This window comes from Paracoccus sp. DMF-8 (assembly GCF_029309835.1).
Classification (GTDB): Bacteria; Pseudomonadota; Alphaproteobacteria; order Rhodobacterales; family Rhodobacteraceae; genus Paracoccus.
Genome location: NZ_JARJHL010000003.1, coordinates 100523 through 121953, shown reverse-complemented (window position 1 = coordinate 121953; position 21431 = coordinate 100523). Strand labels below are relative to the sequence as shown.

Sequence of the window (21431 nt, the reverse complement as noted above, 5' to 3'; positions counted from 1 at the left end):
CCCCTCCTGTCAGTGGCGATGCGGGGCAGTCTAGCGGTCCGAACTCATGGCCGCAAAGCTGATATCCTGCGCGAACAGCACCGCCTGCGTCCGGGTCTGGACCTTGAGCTTGCGCATGATTGCGGTGACATGGGCCTTGACCGTGGTTTCGGCGATCGACAGCTCGTGCGCGATCTGTTTGTTCATCAGCCCGGCCGAGACCAGTTGCAGGATGCGCGCCTGTTGCCGGGTCAGCAGCGCCGGGCGGGCCAGCGCCTCCTCGGACGAGGTCGGGGGCGAACTGTCCAGCGCCAGACGGCTGGCATGGGTTTCGCCGCGCGCAATGGTGGCGAAAGCCTCGCGGAATTCGTCGCGGGGGGCGTGTTTGGGGACATAGGCGCTGACCCCGGCCAGCAGGGCGCCGCGCACGATGCGGCGCTCGTCCATGGATGACACGACGATGATCGGCGTGTCGGGCAGGGCCTGACGCATCCTGACCACGCCTTCCAGCCCGTTCACATCGGGCAGGTTCAGGTCCAGCACGACGACATCGGGCGTCGGGCCGTTGGACAGGCGGGTCAGCGCCTCGTCCAGACTGCCCACGGATTCGACGCGGCTGATACCGACCGGGCCGGTCAGGGTCATCGACAGCGCATCGCAAAACAGCGGGTGGTCATCGACGATCAGCGCGGAATTCAGCGGGCGGGGCGTCGGGCCGCGTTTCGGGCTGGCGCGTTCGTCGCCGGATTTCGGCGCCCGGTCGAAATGGCTTGGCTGCATGTATCCCTCCGTCCGGGTTGCGTGTTGAACTGCGATCATGCCGGGCCATCCTCTTGCCTGTTGTGCCGGGCGTCGGGCGGGCAGGAACCTGCCGCATTGCCGCGCCGTTTCAGGAAGCATCCAGCCTGTGGCCTGAAAACTGAATTCTACTTTGGTCTAAGAATTTTGTCAGTGTTTTTGGATCAGGCCGCGCCGGGCCGGTCCGCGCGCCCCGGACATCACGGCGTTTCCAGCCGCAGCCGCCACCCGCCCGAGGCATTGACCTGAATGCCGTAGCGGCCCGGCCGGTCGATCATATGGGCGCCGCTGCCCGCGCCCGCCTGATGCAGGTTCTGGATGACTTGCCCGCGTTCGTCCAGCAGATAGACGACCATGATCGCATCCATGCTTTCAAAGACCAGCCGCGCCGGGCCGGGCAGGTCAAAGGGCGCGATGACGCGATTGCCCGCGCCCCTGAATTCACTGAATGCGACATGGACCCGCAACCCGTCGTAACAGGCCAGCCGCGCCGGGTCCTGATCCAGCTTGCGGCAGGCCAGAACATCGCTGGCCAGATCCTGCGCGGCCAGCGGGGGGGCCGCCAGCAGCAGGGCGGCCGTTACCAGTCGACGGGGCATCCGGTGCAGTTTTCCATATGGACGCCTTCCCAGATCGCATAGGGGATATTGCTGTCCTCCATCACCGCATCGGCGAAATCGGCGTTGTAGAACTTGGTTTCCATCATATGCGTGCCGACGAATGTCGCGCCGACGAATTTCGCCTTGGGCGCCCATGCGGCCTCCATCGTGGCGACGGTCAGGTTCGCGCCCGACAGATCCGCCCCGGCAAGGCGGGTGTAATCCAGATTGGCGCCGGTGGAATCGGCATCGCGGGCGACCAGCCCTTGCAGTTGCGCGACTTCCAGATTGGCGCCGCGCAGATCGGCGCCGGACAGGTCCGCGCCCTTCAGCTCGGCACCGAACAGATTGGCCCGCAGCAGTTTCGCGCCGGTCAGATCGGCCCCGTTCAGCTTGGCGCCGCGCAGATCGGCATGGCTCAGATCGACGCCGGGGCAGGAGGCGCCGGGCTTGAGTTCGCAGCCGTTGATGACCAGCGGGCCGTCGGGCGCGTCGTCTTCATCGACGATGACGGGCCAACTGCCGGTGGTGGCGGCGATCTGTTCGGAATTCGCGGCATGGGTGCCGGTTGCAATCGTAAACGCGGCAATCGCCAGCGCGGCGGTCAGCGGCAGCAGGGTTTGCGGCAGGGGCGGCATCATCGCTTTCCTTTTGTGGGGGGGCGGAAATGGCAAAGGGGGGGCAGGCACGGGCCCGCCCCCGATGGTGCGATTATTGCGCCGAGGCGGTCAGCAGCTCGTCCGGGATTTCAAACACCCAGAAGGAACCGCCCTGGCTGACCTGCGTGGTCAGCGTGGCCATGTCGCCACCCCACAGCGGAACCGCACCGCCGTAACCCGAGGCGATGCCGATATATTGCTTGCCGTCCAGATCCCAGGTGATCGGCTGCGACACGATGCCCGAGCCGGTGTTGAACGACCACAGTTCCTCGCCCGTTTCGGCGTGGAACGCCTTGACGAAACCGTCCGAGGTGCCGGTAAAGACCAGATCGCCGGCGGTCGCCAGCGTGCCGGCCCACAGCGGGAATTCTTCCTTGTGTTCCCACTTCATTTCACCCGTGGCCGGGTCATAGGCGCGCAGGATGCCGATATGGTCGTCGAACAGTTTCTTGATGCGGAAGCCCTGACCCAGATAGGCGGCGCCCGCCTGATAGGTCACGTTTTCGGTCCAGTAATCTTCTTTCCAGTGGTTCGCCGGAACGTAGAACAGGCCGGTTTTCTGGCTGTAGGCCATCGGGTTCCAGTTCTTGCCGCCCAGGAACGGGGGCGAGACCTCGATGCTGGCGCCACGGGTTTCACCCTCGGCGGGCAGCGGCGGGCGCTGGCCTTCGTTTTCGATGGGGCGGCCGGTTTCCAGGTCGATCCCCTTGGCCCAGGTGATGCCGTCGACAAAGGGGAAGGCGTTCAGCAGGGCGGTCGGCTTGTTGATGCCCGTGCCGCGTTCGGCCAGTTTGCTGACATCGGTCACATAGAAAAAGCCGTTGCGGTCGGCATGGGCGCCGGCGCGATGCTTGTTGCCATCCTTGTCGGTATAGTCGAACAGGATGATTTCGTTATTGCCCGAAAAGTCCTAGGCATCGTTCGGCGTGTGCTGGTAAAAGCCCACGACCTCGCCATCACTCGGGTTCACATAGGCCTGACCCGAGGTATAGAGGCTGTCATAATCCCAGTACTTCTCGCCCTGCGAGCGTTCCCAGGTGTTCCACGGCGCGGGGTTGCCGGTGCCGACGACGATGGTGTTGGTTTCGGGGTCAAAGGCCGCCGATTGCCAGTGGGCGCCGCCGCCATGGCTCCGTGCTTCGACCTTGCTGCCGTCTTCGTTGACCGGCCAGCTGGGCGCCGCGGCGTCGCCGGTCACGGTGCCTTCTTCGCCGTTCAGCGTGCCGGTGTGGCCTTCGACAAAGGGGCGCATCCAGATTTCTTCGCCGGTGTCGGGGTCGCGGGCATAGAGCTTGCCGACGACGCCGAATTCATCGCCGGACGATCCGTGGATCAGCATGACGCGGCCGGTTTCGCCGTCCTTGATGATGGTCGGCGCGCCGGTCAGCGTATAGCCGACCTTGTGATCGGCGAATTTCTCGCGCCATTCGACCTTGCCGCTGTCCTTGTTCAGCGCATAGATCGCGGCATCCAGCGTGCCAAGGTAAACCTTGTCGCCATAGATCGCGGCGCCACGGTTGACCACGTCGCAGCAGGGGCGGATGTCTTCGGGCAGGCGGGCCTCGAATTTCCACAGGCGTTTGCCGGTTTTCGCATCCAGCGCCCACATGCGGCTGCAGGACCCGGTGATATAGATCACGCCGTCGCGGACCAGCGCCTGCGATTCCTGACCGCGCTGCTTTTCGTCACCGAACGAAAACGACCATGCCGGGCGCAGGTGACGCACGTTTTCGGCATTGACCTGCGTCAGCGTCGAATAGCGTTGCGCATTGTTGCCCATGCCATACATCAGCACGTCGCTGGTGGTTTCGTGATCGGCGAGGATATCCTCCCAGGTCACGGGTTTGGTTTCGGCGGAAGCCAGCGCCCCCATGCAGGCGATCGCGATCGCACTGGCCGAAGCGAGTTTCAGAACACGGTTCATGCAGTCTCCTCCTTGAATTGGATGGCGGGTATGCCTCCCGCGTCCATGCCTTGATGGGCCTGTTCAGGCGCCGCCGATGACCGGCAGGGCCAGTTTTTCCTGATCGCTCCAGCGCCGGACGACCGAGCGCAGGAATTCTTCGGGATTGGCGCCAAGCGTGGCGAATTCGGGAACCGGCCCCGCCGCCATCGCCTCGACCGGCGTCAGTCCAAGATCGGCAGCCATGGCCAGCCGGTCGCGCGTTGCGGCCAGATAGGCGCGCGTCTGCGCAAAGCCCGCGCCATCGCGGTCAAAGGGACCGTGACCGGGCAGCGTGGCCGAGGGCGCCAGTGCGGACAGCCTGTCCAGCGCCGCCAGCCATGTCGCGAAATCCGCATCGGGCAGGCTGGGCGCACGGTCCAGAAAGACCAGATCGCCCGCGATCAGCGTGCCCGTCCGTTCGTCCAGCAGCGCCAGATCGGCCGAGGTATGGCCCGCCAGCGGGATCAGCCGCAGGCTGCGGCCGCCAAAGTCGCGGCTGCCCGCTTGCACGATCCCGGTTGCCGGGATGCCTTGGGTGCCCGACATCCACGACCCCAGAATCGCATAAAGCGATCTGGCGAAATCCTGTTCATACTGGCCGCAAAGCTGCGCGGTTTCGGGCAGCGCCAGCAGCGGTGCATCGGCAAAACCGGCATTGCCGAACCAGTGATCCGGGTGGTGATGGGTGTTGATCACCGCGTTGACGCCGCCCAGCTTCTGGTCGGCAAAGGCGCGGATCGCGGCCCCCATCGCGGCGGTCGAGCCGGTATCGACCACGACCGCCCCCGCCCCGGTCGCAACCAGCGCGATATTCACGATGTCGCCGCCGTTTTCGCGGGTAAAGACCTCGCGCCGCCCTTCGATCATCCAGATACCTTCCGCGACCTCTGACGGGGTCAGGTCATAGTTGCGGGCCTGCGCGGCGATGCCGTGGGGTAACGCCAGGCTGGCGGCGGCCCCGGCGATCAGATGGCGACGCGACAGCAGCATTAGCCATCCCCCCGGACGATGCCGCCGAAACGGTTGCCCTGATTGTCGCGCGCCCGGATTTCGATGGGACCGGCGGCCAGTTCGGGCGGCAGCAGAAAGGTCAGGCTGGGGTTTTCCTCCAGCGGTTCATGCAGGTCGAGGCTGGCGATTTCCGCGCCCGTACCGTCCAGCAACGCCAGTTCGGTCAGGTGATGGGCCGGGATGCCATCGGCCAGCCCGGTGTCCTGCGGGTGGCGCAGATTCAGGCGCAACCGGCCCGTATCTGCCCATAGCCGCGCCCGCAATTCGCCGAAACCGTCCTGCCAGTCGGGGCGGGCATGGGCGGCGGCGGGCGCGCTGCAACCACCGCCAAGCGCGTTGACATAGGCCGCGCCGACCAGCCAGCCGCCGCCGGTTTCCGCTGACGCCCGCAGCGCGCCGCCGACCTCGTATTTCACGCCAAAGCCCAGAAAGGGCCGGGCGCGGCCGGGGCGAAAGGTGATCGCATGGGGAAAGGGGCTGTAGTCGATGGTCACGACGATGCGGCTGATCGGGGCGGCCACATCGGTCGCGTCGACGACAAAGGGCACATGACCCGAATCCTCGGCGGCGGCAGGGGCCAGCACGGTGACGGCGGGATCATTGCGCCACGCCGTCGGATCGCCCAGAAACTCCCGGCGATGCGAGGGCCACATGCCGCTGTCGAAGGGGTCGCCGCCGACCGCGGCAGCACCCGTCGCGCCGGAAATCAGCGGGGCAGAGGGGCCGGGCAGCCTGTGGGTCAGCAGCGCGCCCATGTGTCAGTTCCGCAGAACGCCCTGCAGCAGCTCTGCTGCGGCCGGGGCGTGGCTGGGTTGGGTGCGCAGGATATGGGCGGCCTGATCCAGCACGGATACGACGCGCGGCGCGCCGGAAAGCGGCTCCAGATCGCTGCCCAGACCTTCCAGTTCGGTCGCGATCGCCTCGGCGTCCTCGGGCGAGGCATCCTTGCCAAGCGCCGCGACCTTTTCGTGCATCACCTTGATATCCGAACCTTTTGCCAAAAGCTCATCGGCGTCGGCACGGGTTTCGATATAGGTGCGGATCGCCCAGATCGCTTCCTGGCTGAGGATGTCGTTGAACGGTGGCATCTTGACCGCGCCATTCTGTTCGTAACCGTTCATGACGCGGTCCAGAAACCACTCATCGCCGAAATCATCGGCCTCAAGAAAGCGGACGTCGGGGGCCAGGCCGCCCGAAATCGCCTCCAGCCCGTGGCAGCGCGCGCAGTTGCTGCTGAAGCCCTTGGCCCCCACGTCGACGGCGGTGAACAGCAACTCGCCCTCGGCCTCGCGCCACGGGTTTTCCGATGCCATTTCCTCGGGCAGATCGGGCAGGCCGGTCGTATCGACCGCCTGCGGGGCAGTATCGCCATGGGCGAATGCCATCGGCGCCAGAAGTGCGAGAGAGATGGCAAGCGGAATGGTCTTGCTAATCCTGCTGGTCATATCCTTATAATTCCCTTCATGCCTTTCCGGTATCCGGAATTTCAGGGTGATCATGTGGCAAAGCGCGGTCCTTTAAATTGTCCTTTGGTCGCATTGGCGACTGTGGTGTCAAATGCGGGCGGTGTTATTCGTCTGGTTTTGCTGATGATTTCGGGCGTATTTGCGACTTTCGTGCCGTATCCGTCGCAAGGTATCGCAGACCCCGGCCTTTTCGGACCGGATGGCTACAGGATCACGCATTACCGGGGAAAACTTCCCGATTCGGCCGGGAATGCGGTTACGATCACGGCAGATCAATTGAAAAATCTGAAACAGGAAACCGATGTCCTGATGCTGGATGTCGCTGGCATAAGGCACTATGACATAACGGAAAACGGTGATTTCATCACGCCGGAACGCCACCGCTCGATTCCCGGTTCGGCTTGGTTGCCGGTGATTGGCTGGGGTGTGCTGGAGCCATGGCAGCAGGAATATCTGGATGAAAGCCTGCGCGAACTGACGGCTGAAAATCAGGCCGCGCCGATTGTCGTGTTTTGCAAGGTGGATTGCTGGTTGGGGTGGAATGCCGTTCAGCGGATTTCAAAAATGGGATATCGAAATATCTACTGGTTCCCCGGCGGAACCGAGATATGGGAGGATGCAGGATATCCGTTGCAGGATATCACGCCTTTTCCCCTGTCAAAAGATCTTGCGGCGCGGGTCTTTATAGGACCTTCGTTCTGATTGTTGCCGCGTAAAGCAATCAAAGGTTGTATTTATTGCACCTTGGTCGAAGAAGAACGACATGCGGGCAGACAACCGGCCCGCCACCACAAACAGCAGCGGCGGGCCAAAGAGGGAGAGGGAGCAATCAGGTCCCGGCCTTCTTTCTGGTGAAATGCTGCACGGCCCGCAGGACGGCGACATAGAAGACCGCGACCAGAAAGATCCCGACCACGGCCGAGGCCGCGATGCCGCCCAGGACGCCGATGCCGATGGATTGCTGCGCCGCCGCGCCCGCGCCGCTGGCCAGCGCCAGAGGCAGCACGCCCAGCATGAAGGCCAGCGTCGTCATCAGGATCGGCCGCAGCCGCATGCGCGAGGCCTCGGCCGCGGCTTCCAGCAGCGGTTTGCCCTGACGGTGCAGCATTTCGGCGAATTCCACGATCAGGATGGCGTTACGGGCGGCAAGCCCGATGGTGGTCAGCAGGCCGACCTTGAAATAGACGTCGTTCGACTGGTCAAAGACCAGCGCCGCCAGCATGGCGCCGACAATGCCGATGGGCACGGTCATCATCACCGACAGCGGCACCGACCAGCTTTCATACAGCGCCGCCAGCGCCAGAAACACCACCAGCGCCGACAGCGCGAACAGCATTGGCGCCTGATTGCCCGACAGCCGTTCCTGATAGGACAGGCCGGTCCATGCGGTGCCATAGCCGCCATCCATGTCGGCGACCAGTTCCTCCATCACCTCCATCGCGGTGCCCGAGGACACGCCCTGCGCCGCCGCGCCCGAAATCTCCATCGAGCGGGTGCCGCCGTAGCGCGCCAGGCTTTGCGCCTGTTCGGCCCATTCCTGACTGGTAAAGGCGGCAAAGGACACCATGTCGCCGTCGCTGTTCCTGACATACCATTTCTCGATGTCGTCGGACTGCATCCGCGCCCCGGCCGCGCCCTGAACGATCACCGGGCGCAATTCGGTCCCCAGTGAAAAGTCGTTCACGTTCGCGCTGGCAAAGATGATGGACAGCGTGTTGTTCAGGTCCGCGATCGACAGCCCATAGGCCGCCGCCTTCTGCTGGTCGATGTCGATCCGGCGCGAGGTCTGGAAGGGCGCGTCATTGCCCTGCAGGCTGGTGACGCGGCCGTCCGCCGTGGCCTTCGTGACCAGTTCGTCGGCGGCGTCCGCCAGTGCCGCCTGGCCGCCGCCGGCCTGGTCGATCAACTGCATGGTGAAGCCGGCGGTATTGCCCATGCCCTGAATCGCCGGCGGCTGCATGAAGAACACCTGACCGTTGCGGTTCGACATGAAGCGCATGTTGCCGCGCGTCGCCATGGAGGCGGCGCTCGAACCCCTCGCGCTGCGTCGAAATCCTTCAGCTTGATGAAGATCATCGCATTGCGCTGTCCGCTGCCGCCGAAGCCGAAGCCGAGCGCGGCAAAGACGCTTTCGGCGGTGTCGGTTTCTTCGGTCAGGACGAATTGCTCGACCTCCTCGACCAGCGCCTGCGTGCGCGCGGCGGTCGAGCCTTCGGGGGTTTCGACCATGACCATCAGCACGCCCTGATCCTCGGACGGCAGGAACGAGCCGGGCAGCTTCTGGTAAAGCATGTATGCCCCGGCGCCAAAGGCCAGCAGCACGACCAGAAAGCGGAAGGGGCGGCGCACGCAGCGCACCGACCACCCCGGCATAGCCGTTGGTCGCGCGGTCCAGGTTGCGGTTGAACCAGCGCGCGGGCGCGATGCCGTCGCCATGGCCGCGCGGCTTCAGCAAGGTGGCGCACATGGCCGGGGTCAGGATCAGCGCCACCGCCAGCGACAGCACCATGGCCGAGATGATGGTGACCGAGAACTGGCGATAGATCACCCCGGTCGAGCCGGACATGAAGGCCATGGGCAGGAACACCGCCGACAGCACCAGCACGATGCCGACCAGCGCCGAGGAAATCTCGTCCATGCTCTTCTCGGTCGCCTCGACCGGGCCGATGCCTTCCTCCTCCATCACCCGCTCGACGTTTTCGACCACGACGATGGCGTCATCGACCAGCAGGCCGATGGCCAGCACCATGGCGAACATGGTCAGCGTGTTGATCGACATACCGGCGAATGACAGTACGCCGAAGGTGCCCAGCAGCACCACCGGGATCGCCAGCGTCGGGATCAGCGTCGCGCGCCAGCTTTGCAGGAAGACCAGGATCACCAGGAAGACCAGCACCACCGCCTCGATCAGCGTGTGATAGACCTGGTTGATGGATTCCTCGACAAAGGGCGAGGTGTCGTAGGGATAGACGATCTGCACCCCCGCCGGCAGCGAGGATTGCAGCCCGTCCAGCACGTTGCGCACCGCCGCCGCCGTATCGACCGCATTCGCCCCCGTGGCCAGGTTCACGCCGAAGCCCGCCGCAGGATTGCCGTTGTAGCGCGAGGATGAACCGTAATCCTCCTGTCCGATCTCGATATCGGCCACATCGCCCAGAAAGACCGTGGCGCCTTCGCTGTCGGTGCGCAGCAGGATGCCTTCGAATTCGCGCACCGAGGTCAGTTGCGACTGCGCCGACAGCGCGACGTTCAGTTGCTGGCCCTTGACAGTCGGCTGGCTGCCCAGGCTGCCCACCGTGACATTGGTGTTCTGTTCGCTGACCGCCGACACCACGTCCGAAGGCGTGACCTGGTATTGCAGCATCCGGTCCGGATCCAGCCAGATCCGCATCGCATAGCCCGAGCCGAAGCTTTGCACCGATCCGACGCCCACCGTGCGCTTGACCGGATCCTCGATGACCTGCGCCACCAGATCGCCCAGTTCCAGCGAGTTGTAGCTGCCATCGGTCGAGGTCAGCGCCCCCACCAGCAGGATCGACGAGGTCGAGCGCGTGACCGACACGCCCTGGCTTTGCACCGCGTCGGGCAGTTGCGAGGTGACCAGTTGCAGCTTGTTCTGCACCTGCACCTGCGCGATTTCGGGGTCGACGCTGTCATCGAAGGTCAACTGGACCGAGCTGGACCCCTGCGACGAGGTCGAGGTCATATAGGTCAGCCCGTCAAGGCCGGTCATGCCGTCCTCGATGATCGAGGTCACTGAATTTTCGACGATATCGGGCGAGGCGCCGGTATAGGTGGTGCTGATGCGCACCGTCGTCGGCGCGATGTCGGGATATTGCGCGATGGGCAGGCTGCTCAGCCCATAGACCCCGGCCAGCATGGTGATGATGGCCAGCACCCAGGCAAAGACCGGCCGGTGAATGAAGAAACGTGCCATGCCGGATCACTCCACCTGCGTCGCGGGCAGGTCGCGGACCACGCCGTTTTCGTCGATTTCGACCGTGACCGGGGTGATTTCCGCCCCTTCGGCCAGATTGGTCGCGCCGTTCACGATCAGCGCGTCGCCGTCCTGCAGCCCGGCGGTGACGATCCAGCTGTTCTGATGCACGCCTTCTTCGGTCAGGATGCGCCGGACCGCCTTGCCGTCCTCGGCCACCCATGCCCGCAGCGTCCCGTCGCGACTGCGCGTCGCGGCCATCTGCGGCACAAGGAAGGCGTGGATGCGCCCGATTTCGATGGTGCCGCGCACGAACATGCCGGGCAGGATGCGGCGTTCAGGGTTGTCGAAGCGAAAGCGGAAGTCGATGGCCCCGGTCGAGGTCGAGACGGTATAGCCCGGCGCCACCATTTCGCCGGTGGCGGCATAGGTCACGCCGTTTTCCAGCGTCAACTGCGCGTTCAGGGTCTGGCTGCGCTGGATCTCGCCCGATTCCACGCGCTCGCGCATGCGTTGCAGCCGGGCCGAGGGTTCATACATATCGACGTCGATCGGGTCGAGCTGCGTGACCGTCGCCAGCGCATCGCTCTGGCCTGCGGTCACCAGATCGCCCGGCGACACCGCCGCGACCGAAGGCAACCCGTCCAGCGGGCTGGTGATCGTGGTCCAGGAAAGCCGGGTTTCGGCCAGTTTCAGTGCGGCGGCGGCGGCGGTGACGGCGGCATGCGCCTGTTCCATCGTGGCCTCTGCCTCCTCCAGCGCGGCCTGGGTCGAACCCGACCCCTGCAGCCTGCGCGAGCGTTCATAGGCGGCCTCGGTCTGCGGCACGGCGGCATTGGCCGAGGCAAGATTGGCGCGCGCCTCATCGACGGCGGCCTCATAGGTGGTGGGGTCGATCTGGAACATCGGATCACCCGCCTTGATCGGCTGGCCGGGCTTGTAGAGCACTTCGGTCACGAAACCGTCCACGCGCGGGCGGATGTCCACCGCGTCCTGCGCCACGGCCCGGCCGGGCAGGGTGCTGACCAGCGGCAGGGATCCCGCCGTGACCGCGACGACCCCGACCTGCGTCGGTCCCGATGCGGGGGGCTGCTGCGCGACGGCCCGTCCCGCAAGGGACATGGCGGTCAGGGCAATGCCCAGCCGGGCAAACCGAAGAAACGAGCGATAGGTCATGAATTAATCCTTGGTCGAAAACGGACGGCGCGGTTCAGTCTGCCACAGGTTACCGTCGGAAAAGAGGCTTTATCTGCGCGCCGTCGCGTCGCCCCACAGCACCCAGAGCAGGAACACCCCGCTCAGCAGCACGCCGATCCGGGCGCCGCATCCGGCATGGCCGAAGGCCCATCCGATCAACGCGCAGATTTCGATGCTCAGGGCAAGCGCCATGGTGAACCAGATCGCTGCGCCAAGCAGCCGTAGCAGCCAGTCGTGGTCGTGTTCCAGCGTCATCCGGCCTGTCCCTCGTCAGATCTGGCAAGGGTTTCGGCCAGGGCGATGCTGTCGCGCAAGGCGCCGGCGACGACCGGGTTCAGCGCCGGATCCAGCAGGTCGCCCTGCGCATCGACCAGCCGGAAAATCAGATCCTCACCCCCGAACTCACCCCCGAATTCGATCAGGCTGAACGAGACCGGCTCCATCCGGCGCGTGTCGGCGCCGGCCGCGTCATTGCGCGGCACGCATAGCGCCATGCGCCGGCGGGCTTCGGCAAGTGTGTGGCTGGTCATGATCGCGCGCCCTGTCTGTCCTGCGGCGGTTCTGCTCGCCGCCGGCAATCATGATACGCGACATTATTCCCGGCGCACGCGATGTTTTGTAAGGAATTGTTGCTGAGCCGGACGCGGAAACATTCCGTTACGAATCCGCCCCTGTCGGACATTCTTCGTCACGGACCAGACCGCGATGGACACGGCACCTGCCCGGATGCCGGGACCGGGCGGCTAACCGATCCGCGCGATGAATGCCGCCGCCGCGACCGAGGGCGGGCGGCGGGCGGGTTGCAGCAGGAACAGGTGACGGCACAGATCCAGCCCGGCGATTGGCAGAAACCGGATCGTCAGGTCGCGAAACAACAAGACCGCATTGCGCGGCAGCAGGCCGATGCCCAGCCCGGCGGGGATCATGCTCAGTTGCGCGATGGTCGAATGGGCGCGCAGGCGCGGGGCCAGCAGGGCGCGCGGAATCGCCGGACATTTCTCCAGCAGGCGCTGGCTGCCGGTGCGGGGGTCCAGCGCGATCATCTGATCGGGCGGCAGATCCTGCAAGGTCACCTGCGGCCGTGCCGCCAGCGGATGATCGGCGGCGCAGGCCAGCCCCACCGGATCCGTGCCGATCTCGCGCTGGATCAGGTCCGGGGACACCCGCACCCGCCCGGCCAGCGCCAGATCCAGCGCGCCTTCGGCCACCATCTCGGCCAGACGTTCGGCGATATCGTCATGGACAAGGCAATGGATGCCCGGATGATCGGTCAGAAACCCCTTGAGCATCGGGACGACCAGATCGGAAATCGCCGAGGGCGAGGCGCCGATCGCCAGCGTCCCATGCACCAGCCCGGCGTTCTGTCGCAGGCGGGTCAGGGCGCGGTCCATGCCCTCGACCAGCGGGGCGGTTTCGGGCCAGAAGGCGTGGCCAAGGGGGTGATCGCCGCCGGGGCGGCTGCTGCGGTCGAACAGCGGCGCGCCCAGCCCTTCCTCGATCTGGCGCACGATCTCGGACAGGGCCGAGGGCACGATGCCAAGCACCGATGCCGCCGATCTGGTCACGCTGATCCGGGTGCTGGAACGTCCCGATTGGGCCGGGATCGCGCTGACCGCGCGGGGCGGCGGCACCGGCACCAACGGGCAAAGCCTCAATCGCGGGGTGATCGTCGATCTGCGTCGGCACATGCACCGGCTGCTGGCGCTGAACACCACCGAGGGCTGGGCCGATGTCGAGCCGGGCATGGTGCTGGATGATCTGAACGCCCGCATCCGGCCAAGCGGCTGGTTCGTTGCGCCCGAAACCTCGACCTCGACGCGCTGCACCATCGGCGGCATGGTCAGCACCGATGCCTCGGGCAAGGGGTCGCGGGTCTATGGCAAGACGTCGGACAATATCCTTGGGCTGGAACTGGCCTGTGCGCAGGGGCTGCTGGACAGCATGGCGCCCGCGCCGGACTGGGCGCGGCCGATGCTGATTGCTGCCGAGGCGGCGTCGCGCGCGGGACGGGCGGCCTTTGTCGCGCGGACGCCCCGGCTGAACCGGCGCTTTACCGGCTATGATCTGGAGCGCGCCTGCCCGGAACAGGGCGGCTTCGACTGGTGGCGGCTGTTTCCGGGGGCCGAGGGCACGCTTGGCCCGATCAGCCGCATCCGCGTCAGGCTGCGCCGGATCGAGGCCGAAAAGCGTCTGATCATCGCCGGGTTCCACAGCTTTCGCGAGGCGCTGGCCGCCGCTGCGCCCTTGCTGGCGGCCCAGCCCACGGCGGTCGAGGTGATGGACGAAACCGTGCAGGCCATCGCCGAAGACGCGGGCATCCTGGACGGCCTGCCCGCCGCCGTGCGCGCCGCGCCGGGTAAGCGGCTGGCCTATCTGTTCATCGAGATCAACGGCGACGATCCGGCGCAGGTCGCCGCGCGGCTGATGGATTGCCGCGCGATCCTGGCCGGTCTGCCGGGCACGGGCGGCCTCCATGTCGCCGCCGATCTGGCCGAAATCCGCGCGCTCTGGGCGATCCGTTCGGCCGGGGTGGGGCTTTTGGGTAGGGTCGACGGCCCCGGCCCGGCCGGTGAGTTTTGTCGAGGATACGGTGGTGCCGCCCCAGATCGGCAAATGCGACAAGCGCCACCGTGCGACCGTTTTCCCGCCGAACGCCACGCACAAGACGCCCAGTATCAAGGCCTGGCTCGCGCGCCGCCTACGTCGGCATGTCCACTTCACGCCCATATCGGCATCGTGGATCAACCAGGTCGAGCGCTGGTTCGCGGAACTGACCCGCAAGCAGCTGCGGCGCGGCGTCCATCGCTCGACTGCCGAACTCGAGGCTGACATCGCCGCCTTTATCGAAGCGCATAACGAGAACCCCAAGCCCTACCGATGGGTCAAATCCGCCGATGATATCCTCGCGTCGGTCAAACGCTTCTGCCAGAAAACAATGACAGGGACTTCAGATCTGGATGACTACGGTCAGGCCCCATAAATTCACTTGAGCGCAGGCTAACGTCATGATTCTACCTTCCCGACATGGAGAGGGATGATGGACGAACTTTTCTGGCTGACCGATGCGCAGATGGAACGTCTGCGACCGTTCTTTCCGAAATCACGAGGCAGGCCGCGCGTTGACGACCGGCGCGTGCTGAGCGGCATAATCTTCATTCAACGCAATGGGTTGATGTGGAAACACGCGCCTGCCACCTATGGTCCCGCGAAGACGCTCTACAACCGCTGGAAGCGCTGGAGCCAGATGGGGGTGTTTGCCACCATCATGACCGAACTGGCCGGGCAGGCGCAGGAAACCGACACGGTGATGATCGACGCGACACATCTGAAAACGCACCGGACGGCATCGAGCCTGGGGCTCCAAAAGGGGGACGCGGACGGCTGATCGGGCGCACGAAAGGCGGACTGAACTCGAAGCTGCATGTCCTGGCCGATGCCAAGGGTCGCCCGATCCGGATGTTTCTGTCGGCGGGGCAGACCTCGGATTACATCGGGGCGCGGGCGCTGCTCTCGCAGATCCCGCAGGCGGCCTCGCTGCTGGCGGACCGGGGCTACGACGCCGACTGGTTTCGCAATGCGCTGATCGACATGGGGATTTCACCCTGTATCCCATCCCGAAAAGCCCGGAAGGTTTCGATCCCACACGACGCCGACCTCTACCGTCAACGCCACAGGATCGAGAACATGTTCGCCAGACTGAAGGACTGGCGTCGGATTGCAACCCGCTACGATCGCTGCCCGATCCTGTTTCTCTCAGCCTGCGCCTTGGCAGCCACCGTCATCTATTGGTTGTGAGGCCTGACTGTAGGGCCGTATGACGGCACATACGACGCGCCGTTGCGGTTGGCCTGCGGTTTCTGAAAGGCTAAGCTGACGGCCAGCGCCGCCCCGATTGAGCCGATGTTGCGGTTGGCCTGCGGTTTCTGAAAGGCTAAGCTTGGGCAGGCGCTTCGGTGGCGTCCATTTGCGTTGCGGTTGGCCTGCGGTTTCTGAAAGGCTAAGCTGGCAGCGGCTTCGGCATCGATGTCACCGGCGTTGCGGTTGGCCTGCGGTTTCTGAAAGGCTAAGCTGTGATGGTTCATCAGGGCGAGGCCAACACCGTTGCGGTTGGCCTGCGGTTTCTGAAAGGCTAAGCTCGTGAATTGGAGGGTCTGATTGATGATCTGGTTGCGGTTGGCCTGCGGTTTCTGAAAGGCTAAGCTGCCTCAAGGAATCCGCTCATGTCATCCTCAGTTGCGGTTGGCCTGCGGTTTCTGAAAGGCTAAGCTGGATGTGTCGATAACTCGCTGAATTTACAGGAGAAAACGACACATCCAGTCGAGGCCAAACCTTGGACATAACTAGAACAGCGCCAGTTGATCAGGATTTTGGCGAGGCCTGCGCCTCTGTTGGCTGGAGAATCGGACGATTGCCTCGTATTGCCTGTCCGTGAATGTGAGTACATGGACTTCTCCCTTCTCAGGCAGGTTACCCTCGATCCTCTTCAAATACGATTCGTAACTGTCCTTGCCGTTGCAGAAGCGCGCATAGATCGAGAACTGGCTCATCTCGAACCCCTGATCCAGCAGGAATTCGCGGAATCGGGTTGCATCGCGCGTCTCTTTCTTGCTGCTCACCGGCAGATCGAACATCACGAAAATCCACATCAGCCTATATCCACTCAGATGCGACGCGCCGGAATTCTTCATGCACCCTCCCGCTCAGCCCGGCCGATCGAGGACCATTCGATCGCCGTCGGCGGTTCGAACAGGATCAGGTCAGGGCGTCCGGTTTCGAAGGCCTCGGCCAGCGATTGCGCAAGTCGGGTGGCGGCAATCGAAACGGGCGAAGTTTCGCCGGCGAGGTGCAGGTCGAAGGAGATAAGGCGCGCGAAACGGCGTTTCTGCGTGGGGTCCAGAGCAGCGATGCCCTCCTGTCGCATCTGGTCGGCAACTGCATCCACCAAGGGGCGAAACGGCTCAATCAGGTCGTCGGCAAGGGCAAAGGCGTTGCCGCGATTGGAGTGCTGAATCCCCAGTGTCGGGTGAAGGCCGGCGGCGACCACGGCCCGCGCGCAGGTCGCACGCATCACTGCATAGCCATAGTTCAGCAGCGCATTGACGTCACCGGCGTCACGGTTGCGGCGGAAATCCTGCCCCATCAGCAGCGGCCAATAGCGACGGGCAGCCTGCGCCTCAAGATTTTCCTTGTCGCCCGATGTCACGCGGCGGGCCATGAACGGAAATGCTTCGGCCCCCGCGACGCCGCGCGCCGCAAGCAGCGAGCCTTGCATCGCGATCTTGGCCGAGACGATCCGGCGCCAGAGCTGCTTCATCAGCGGCGTTGAGGCAGCAATCTGGGCCTGCATCCGGGCATTCTGCGCATGATGTCCCTGAAGCGGCAGCGTTACGGCGACTGGCGCGTGCGAACTGTTGCAAAACACGACGGGCGCGCCACGGTCGGCAAGCGCCGCGACGATATTGCCGGTCCAGGTGACGCCATGCGCATGAACGATGACGGCATGGATATCGTCAAGCGGCACACGGCCGACCTCGGCACGATCCTTTTCGACCAGAAGGAAACCACGATGAAGCGAGAGGTGCTGGCCGTCCGTGGCGATATCGACGATCCGGTCCATCCTTCGTCTCCTATTCGCGTGGGCCGGGGTCGAAGACGCGGCCCAGAGGGTCGATGCGGACCTGCCGGGCACGGGCCTTCTTCAGCGAGCCGGGTGAAAGATAGGTGTATTTAAATGGGTCCACCTCATTCTCTGCGCGGTCGCGTTCTTGCAATTTTCCACCTTCATTGGGCGGCGCCAGAGTAAGGCGGCCGGTTTGGTTGAACCCCTTGATAAGCAAAAGCTCTACTGTGCCGCCATTGCGTTCCGCCGCGATCACGTCCCCCTGCCGCAAGCTCAGAATCTTCTTTGCCGCCGGATGCGGGCGCCGGTCAGGCGCTTCAGGAGCATGCGCGTCGAACATCGGCACGACATCCGCCTGCCATTTCCCGTCCGGCAAACGCCAGACATCGTAGCGGGCATTGGCGTCGCCCTTGTAAGCTTTGTAAACCTTGCCTTGGCGGTCGCGAATCGGGATTACAGTCAGCGGCTCGCGCACCCGAAGGCGGCGGATGCCCTTGAACACCGGATGTTTACGGGCAAACTCAGCCAGAGCCTGATCAAAGGCTTTGCCCGTGCAATCCTTCGTCGCCAGCCACAGCGCATTGCGCAAGGCGGGATCGGTGATGAAATCCGGGTCCGAAATCTGCGCCGGTTTCAGCGAGGAAAGCGCGATGCGATGCACGACGATGGGCAGCTTGCCATCTGCCGACATTTGCCCGGTCAGGCCATAGGCCGTGTCATTGTGCAACTTGCCCGCCGTCACATCATGATGGCGCGAGGGCCTTCCCTTGCGACCGTGGTCGGGTTTGTGTGCAGTGGTTACATTGGCCAACCGCGTGCCCAGCTCCTCCCGAAAGCCCGGCCACGGCTGCGGCAGATCGTCGAACATCCGGTCCAATTCCTGCGCCTCGGCCCGGCCCGCCGCTGCCGCGATGCGCTGCATCAGCGACAGCGAAGTTACCGCGACCACCGCCGCGTCGATGGTGTGATGGCGATGATCCAGCCGATTCTTGGGGGCATTGGAATGGGCGTTCTCGACAAAATTGTGATCGGGCAGCAGGCTGTTCAGCCCCCAGACCCGCCGCAGCATCGCCGTCATCCGGCCGGGGATAACGTCCACGCGTCCGTCGGAAGCGGTCGGGTAGAGGCTGCGCAGATATTTGCCCGCGATCCGCGCAAGATATTGCGTATCGGTCAGCTGGCGCGCCGCAAAACCGCCGTCCCGATCCATCCGTTCCCGCGCGTCGGGGCCGAAGCGCCACTGTTTCGACCGGTGCATTCGTGCGACCTGGACAGAGATGATATCCCATTTGTCAGGTTCATGACCCCATCGTTCATGGGGCGTCATGTTGCCTTTCTGCCGGTTGCAATGCCGATGAGCCAAGATCCTGTTGCCAGCGCTGTCGTCCAGCGATTGCGAATAGGGAATTACATGGTCGATATCGGCCAGCCCGTTGAAAATCTGTTCCATCCCGATCGGCTCACCGCAATAGGGGCAGCGGCGATCCAGCACGTTCGCGGGGTTCAACTCTTTCCACTGGCGCAGCAGGGCGCGATTGGCCCCGGTATCGGGGCGGCCGGCGTCGATCAGGTCATGGCTGTGCTGCTGTGCGGCCTCGGTATCGCGGCGAATGCGGCGCTGATGCTCGGCCTTTTCGCGCTCGTTCAGCTTCAGGTCGCGGGCAAGCTCGACGACGATCCGGTCGGGCTTGCCGTGACGCGCGATCACCGCATTGACCAGCTTTTGCAATTGGCGCAGTCCGATATGGACGGTCGGATTCGTGACCTTGCCATATTGCCGTTCCAGCGGATCACCGTATTCCGCCTTGCCCGGCGCGATCTCACGGGTCAGGATCTGGCCATAATAGGGCAATTCGTCGAAAACCTCGCCCGTCCTGTGGTCGCTGTGGTGAAAGCCTGCTTGCAAGGCTGCCTTGTCATAGGTCACGACCCCGCCTTTCAGCGCGGCGATCAGAGCTCGCGTCGCCATTTCACCAAAACGGCCATGACCTTCAGGCAGGTTGGCATTGGCTACGGCCAACGCCGCGGCCTCGTCCAGCCCATATTCCGATTGCAGCCAATCCAGCAGGACGTCGGAATCCTCTTCGTTCCGCAGGCGGTCAAGGATGCGCAATTGCTCGTCCAGCGGGAAATGCGGCCAGCGGTTGCCGAAGCGCTTCTTGTCGGCCATTTCGGCGCGGACCTCGTCTCCGGCCAGTTCCTTGCGGTTTTCGCTTTCTTTGTTGAAACGTTCGCCCTCGGCCAGTCCGATCTTCTTGCCTAATGTCGCGAAGCTGACCTTTTTCTTGTCGCGCAGCACGAGGATCAGTTTGTCACGTTCGTCCAGCGTCAGATCCCGCCCCGCCGCCCCGGCCGAGACGATGCGCAACTGGTTTACCTCCTCGTAAAGCCGCCTCTCCTGAAAAAGCGGGTGTGCCTTGGGCAACCTGCGTTCGTCCTGCGGGACGCCGTTCATGCCGCCGAAGGTGCAGTAACCCACCTCGGGCGCCTTCAGCGGGCGCTGGAAAAACAGGATGCGATGCAGTGTGGCGCGAACCTCGTCCGTCATGAGCGTCGGGTGGTGCTGAGCCTGCGCCCGCCAAATCGCATCGAATTCGGCCTCCAGATGGCGGCGCTGCGGATAAAAGTCATAGGCTTGGTTTTCGCCGCCCATACGGACGCGGGCGGGCTGGCCCGTGTCGATACGGTCGGCAAGGAACTGACCCAGCGTCCGGCCCTGCAACGCCTCGTCCAGCGCCTGTCCTGCCGTGGCGATCTTGCCATCATCGGCGTCCTTGCGGTTGCGTTCGGCCCTGCGATTGGACTGAAAACCGCGCCGCGTATTCAGATGGAACAGAATCCTGCCGATTTCATGGGGAGACAGCGGCTCGGAGAGTGCGCGACGACGCAATTCATAGGGGTCGAGCGCGGCCAGAGCCTTGGCCTGATCATTCGGCACGGACTGGTTCCGCCGTCGTCCCCGGCTCTCCTCCGGCGGAGTGCCCGGCATCAGACCGACGTCGATCAGCTTGTCCAGCAAAGCCGAGCGCCGCCCAAGCGATCTGTCCCGCCGCCGCCGTGCCGCGCGGGCCTCTCGCCGCGCTTCGGCCAAAGGAGCGCCCGATTTCGGATCCCGACCGGCGCTTGCGGCCGCGCTGAAGATAATGACCCCAAGGTCAATGATGCGATTGTCGCCGATCAATGCCCAGCCGAGGCTGTTGGTGCCCAGATCTATGCCGAGGGTCGTGGTCATGTTGTCCCCGAAGATATAAATTCAGTCGCGTGAAAATAGACCCGACATCATGAAGATTGCGGTTGGAAAGAAAGGGGACTACGCCACAGACGGTCGACTGTCTGACCGGGGGGCAAACCCGGCCGGACAGGATAGCAAAGTGCCTGCTTCGCGAAAGCCAACGTAGTGGAAGTGCCCGGTGTTCACAATTGCGGCGCGCCTTGGACTGACCGCTCTTGAGCGTTTCGCCATGAAGCGAGAGAGCGTCTATTTCCAGTTGCGGTTGGCCCGCGGTTCTGAAGCGCATTACCGGGTAGTTTCTGGCTGCCCGGTAATGTCGTTCTGTGGCAAGGTTTTCTGTGAAACACGGCATCCGTCATCTCTCTCCTTGAAACTATTCAAAGATCAGCCATTCATGCAATTGACTTTTCGCTATGCTTATAGGAATATTGAAATTCAGAAACCGCGGGCTGGCTGTTAACAAGCAGCTTGACTGCACCAAATAAGGGCAGGGCTACGGCCCTGCCTTTTATGTTCTGAACACCCCTTTTTAGCACGTGCGGTTTTGCCATGCCTCGCGCGCAATTGCATTTTGTCCTCAAACAAGCGCCTGAAGAAGAGGCGACGGCATTGTGGCGAAATCCAGGTGCCCACGCCGCAGAACTCCAGAAATTGTCTTGCTGTGACACCAGTGGTCGCGGCACGGGCGGTATCGTCGGCAAGCGGTCGCTTGGCGTTCGCCAGTGGGCTTGAACCCGTGGCGCCTTACTGGCTCACTCCATGAACTCCTTGGACCATGCGTAATAGAGGCTCTGGGCGATGCTCTCTTGGCGGCACAGTCCGGCGATGCTGTCGTCACCGCGAAGACCTTCAAGCAGGATGCGGATCTTGTCTTCGGCAGAGAAGTGCCGACAGGGCTGGCGACGGATAAGGGAAGCGTTGGGCAAGTCGATCTGTCTGATCGCGCCACGCCGCAAGCCGCTGTCGGCGCAGGCAGGGAAATTCGTGC

At 64.0% G+C, this 21431-nt stretch carries 17 protein-coding genes, 4 pseudogenes and 1 CRISPR repeat array; of the genes and pseudogenes, 4 read left to right on the top strand and 17 right to left on the bottom strand.

Annotation, left to right across the window (positions count from 1 at the left end; genetic code table 11):
* Nucleotides 1-30: 30 nt before the first annotated feature.
* The 8 genes from PE067_RS01215 to pedF form a co-directional block, all read right to left on the bottom strand.
* Entirely contained in the window at nucleotides 31-759 is a 729-nt protein-coding gene (locus PE067_RS01215; RefSeq protein WP_276187455.1) for a response regulator transcription factor, read from the bottom strand.
* A 218-nt stretch (nucleotides 760-977) separates the two neighbouring features.
* A complete protein-coding gene (locus tag PE067_RS01210; protein WP_276187454.1) occupies nucleotides 978-1376 on the bottom strand; it encodes a hypothetical protein in 399 nt (132 codons plus the stop codon).
* Nucleotides 1358-2017: a pentapeptide repeat-containing protein gene (locus PE067_RS01205; protein ID WP_276187453.1), complete on the bottom strand. Its 660-nt coding sequence runs from the start codon at nucleotides 2015-2017 to the stop codon at nucleotides 1358-1360. The genes PE067_RS01210 and PE067_RS01205 overlap by 19 nt, the downstream gene beginning before the upstream one ends.
* 70 nt (nucleotides 2018-2087) lie before the next feature.
* On the bottom strand, nucleotides 2088-2843 hold the full coding sequence (locus PE067_RS21730; RefSeq protein ID WP_346429637.1) for a PQQ-binding-like beta-propeller repeat protein: 756 nt from the start codon (nucleotides 2841-2843) through the stop codon (nucleotides 2088-2090).
* Between the two features lie 102 nt (nucleotides 2844-2945).
* On the bottom strand, nucleotides 2946-3959 hold the full coding sequence (locus PE067_RS21725) for a PQQ-binding-like beta-propeller repeat protein (protein WP_346429636.1): 1014 nt from the start codon (nucleotides 3957-3959) through the stop codon (nucleotides 2946-2948).
* A gap of 63 nt (nucleotides 3960-4022) precedes the next feature.
* On the bottom strand, nucleotides 4023-4970 hold the full coding sequence (locus tag PE067_RS01195) for a quinoprotein relay system zinc metallohydrolase 1 (RefSeq protein WP_276187452.1): 948 nt from the start codon (nucleotides 4968-4970) through the stop codon (nucleotides 4023-4025).
* Nucleotides 4970-5746, bottom strand: a complete 777-nt coding sequence (locus tag PE067_RS01190) for a quinoprotein dehydrogenase-associated SoxYZ-like carrier (protein ID WP_276187451.1) — start codon at nucleotides 5744-5746, stop codon at nucleotides 4970-4972. The genes PE067_RS01195 and PE067_RS01190 overlap by 1 nt, the downstream gene beginning before the upstream one ends.
* Before the next feature lie 3 nt (nucleotides 5747-5749).
* Nucleotides 5750-6436, bottom strand: a complete 687-nt coding sequence (gene pedF, locus PE067_RS01185) for a cytochrome c-550 PedF (RefSeq protein WP_276187450.1) — start codon at nucleotides 6434-6436, stop codon at nucleotides 5750-5752.
* Nucleotides 6437-6490: 54 nt separating this feature from the next.
* Between pedF and PE067_RS01180 the strand changes: the two genes are divergently transcribed.
* Nucleotides 6491-7159, top strand: coding sequence for a rhodanese-like domain-containing protein (locus PE067_RS01180; protein ID WP_276187449.1), 669 nt, complete (start codon nucleotides 6491-6493; stop codon nucleotides 7157-7159).
* 127 nt (nucleotides 7160-7286) lie between these two features.
* On the opposite strand, the pseudogene PE067_RS01175 reads toward PE067_RS01180, so the two are convergent.
* The 5 genes and pseudogenes from PE067_RS01175 to PE067_RS01155 all read right to left on the bottom strand — a co-directional run bounded on the left by PE067_RS01175 (nucleotide 7287) and on the right by PE067_RS01155 (nucleotide 13156).
* A pseudogene (locus PE067_RS01175) lies at nucleotides 7287-10394 on the bottom strand (efflux RND transporter permease subunit).
* A 6-nt stretch (nucleotides 10395-10400) separates the two neighbouring features.
* Nucleotides 10401-11570 (bottom strand): efflux RND transporter periplasmic adaptor subunit, encoded by a 1170-nt coding sequence (locus PE067_RS01170; RefSeq protein ID WP_276187448.1) that lies wholly within the window; start codon nucleotides 11568-11570, stop codon nucleotides 10401-10403.
* A 69-nt stretch (nucleotides 11571-11639) separates the two neighbouring features.
* Nucleotides 11640-11846 carry a hypothetical protein gene (locus PE067_RS01165; protein ID WP_276187447.1) on the bottom strand — a complete coding sequence of 69 codons (207 nt, stop codon included), beginning with the start codon at nucleotides 11844-11846 and terminating at the stop codon, nucleotides 11640-11642.
* The gene (locus tag PE067_RS01160) at nucleotides 11843-12121 is read right to left on the bottom strand and encodes a hypothetical protein (protein ID WP_276187446.1); all 279 of its coding nucleotides are present in this window, start codon (nucleotides 12119-12121) and stop codon (nucleotides 11843-11845) included. Before PE067_RS01160 ends, PE067_RS01165 begins: the two co-directional genes overlap by 4 nt.
* Before the next feature lie 213 nt (nucleotides 12122-12334).
* A complete protein-coding gene (locus tag PE067_RS01155) occupies nucleotides 12335-13156 on the bottom strand; it encodes a LysR family transcriptional regulator (RefSeq protein WP_276187445.1) in 822 nt (273 codons plus the stop codon).
* On the opposite strand from PE067_RS01155, the pseudogene PE067_RS01150 reads away from it, so the two are divergent.
* From PE067_RS01150 to PE067_RS01140, 3 genes and pseudogenes are all read left to right on the top strand, one after another.
* Nucleotides 13125-14072, top strand: a pseudogene (locus PE067_RS01150) (FAD-binding oxidoreductase); the annotation flags it as partial. The gene PE067_RS01155 and the pseudogene PE067_RS01150 overlap by 32 nt on opposite strands.
* 172 nt (nucleotides 14073-14244) lie before the next feature.
* Nucleotides 14245-14571 (top strand): annotated as a pseudogene (locus tag PE067_RS01145) (hypothetical protein); the annotation flags it as partial.
* Nucleotides 14572-14628: 57 nt separating this feature from the next.
* A protein-coding gene (locus PE067_RS01140; protein ID WP_276187444.1) for an IS5 family transposase occupies nucleotides 14629-15386 on the top strand; the annotation gives its coding sequence in 2 pieces (ribosomal slippage) (nucleotides 14629-14947 and nucleotides 14947-15386; 759 coding nt in all).
* A 41-nt stretch (nucleotides 15387-15427) separates the two neighbouring features.
* Nucleotides 15428-15859: a CRISPR direct-repeat array (repeat unit 36 nt; unit sequence GTTGCGGTTGGCCTGCGGTTTCTGAAAGGCTAAGCT).
* 72 nt (nucleotides 15860-15931) lie between these two features.
* Here the strand turns inward: PE067_RS01140 and cas2 are convergent.
* The 4 genes and pseudogenes from cas2 to PE067_RS01120 form a co-directional block, all read right to left on the bottom strand.
* Nucleotides 15932-16279, bottom strand: coding sequence for a CRISPR-associated endonuclease Cas2 (gene cas2, locus PE067_RS01135; protein ID WP_276187443.1), 348 nt, complete (start codon nucleotides 16277-16279; stop codon nucleotides 15932-15934).
* A complete protein-coding gene (gene cas1, locus PE067_RS01130; RefSeq protein ID WP_276187442.1) occupies nucleotides 16276-17208 on the bottom strand; it encodes a type II CRISPR-associated endonuclease Cas1 in 933 nt (310 codons plus the stop codon). The genes cas2 and cas1 overlap by 4 nt, the downstream gene beginning before the upstream one ends.
* A 10-nt stretch (nucleotides 17209-17218) precedes the next feature.
* The gene (gene cas9 / locus PE067_RS01125; RefSeq protein ID WP_276187441.1) at nucleotides 17219-20443 is read right to left on the bottom strand and encodes a type II CRISPR RNA-guided endonuclease Cas9; all 3225 of its coding nucleotides are present in this window, start codon (nucleotides 20441-20443) and stop codon (nucleotides 17219-17221) included.
* A gap of 669 nt (nucleotides 20444-21112) precedes the next feature.
* Nucleotides 21113-21399 (bottom strand): annotated as a pseudogene (locus PE067_RS01120) (transposase); the annotation flags it as partial.
* Nucleotides 21400-21431 lie beyond the last annotated feature (32 nt).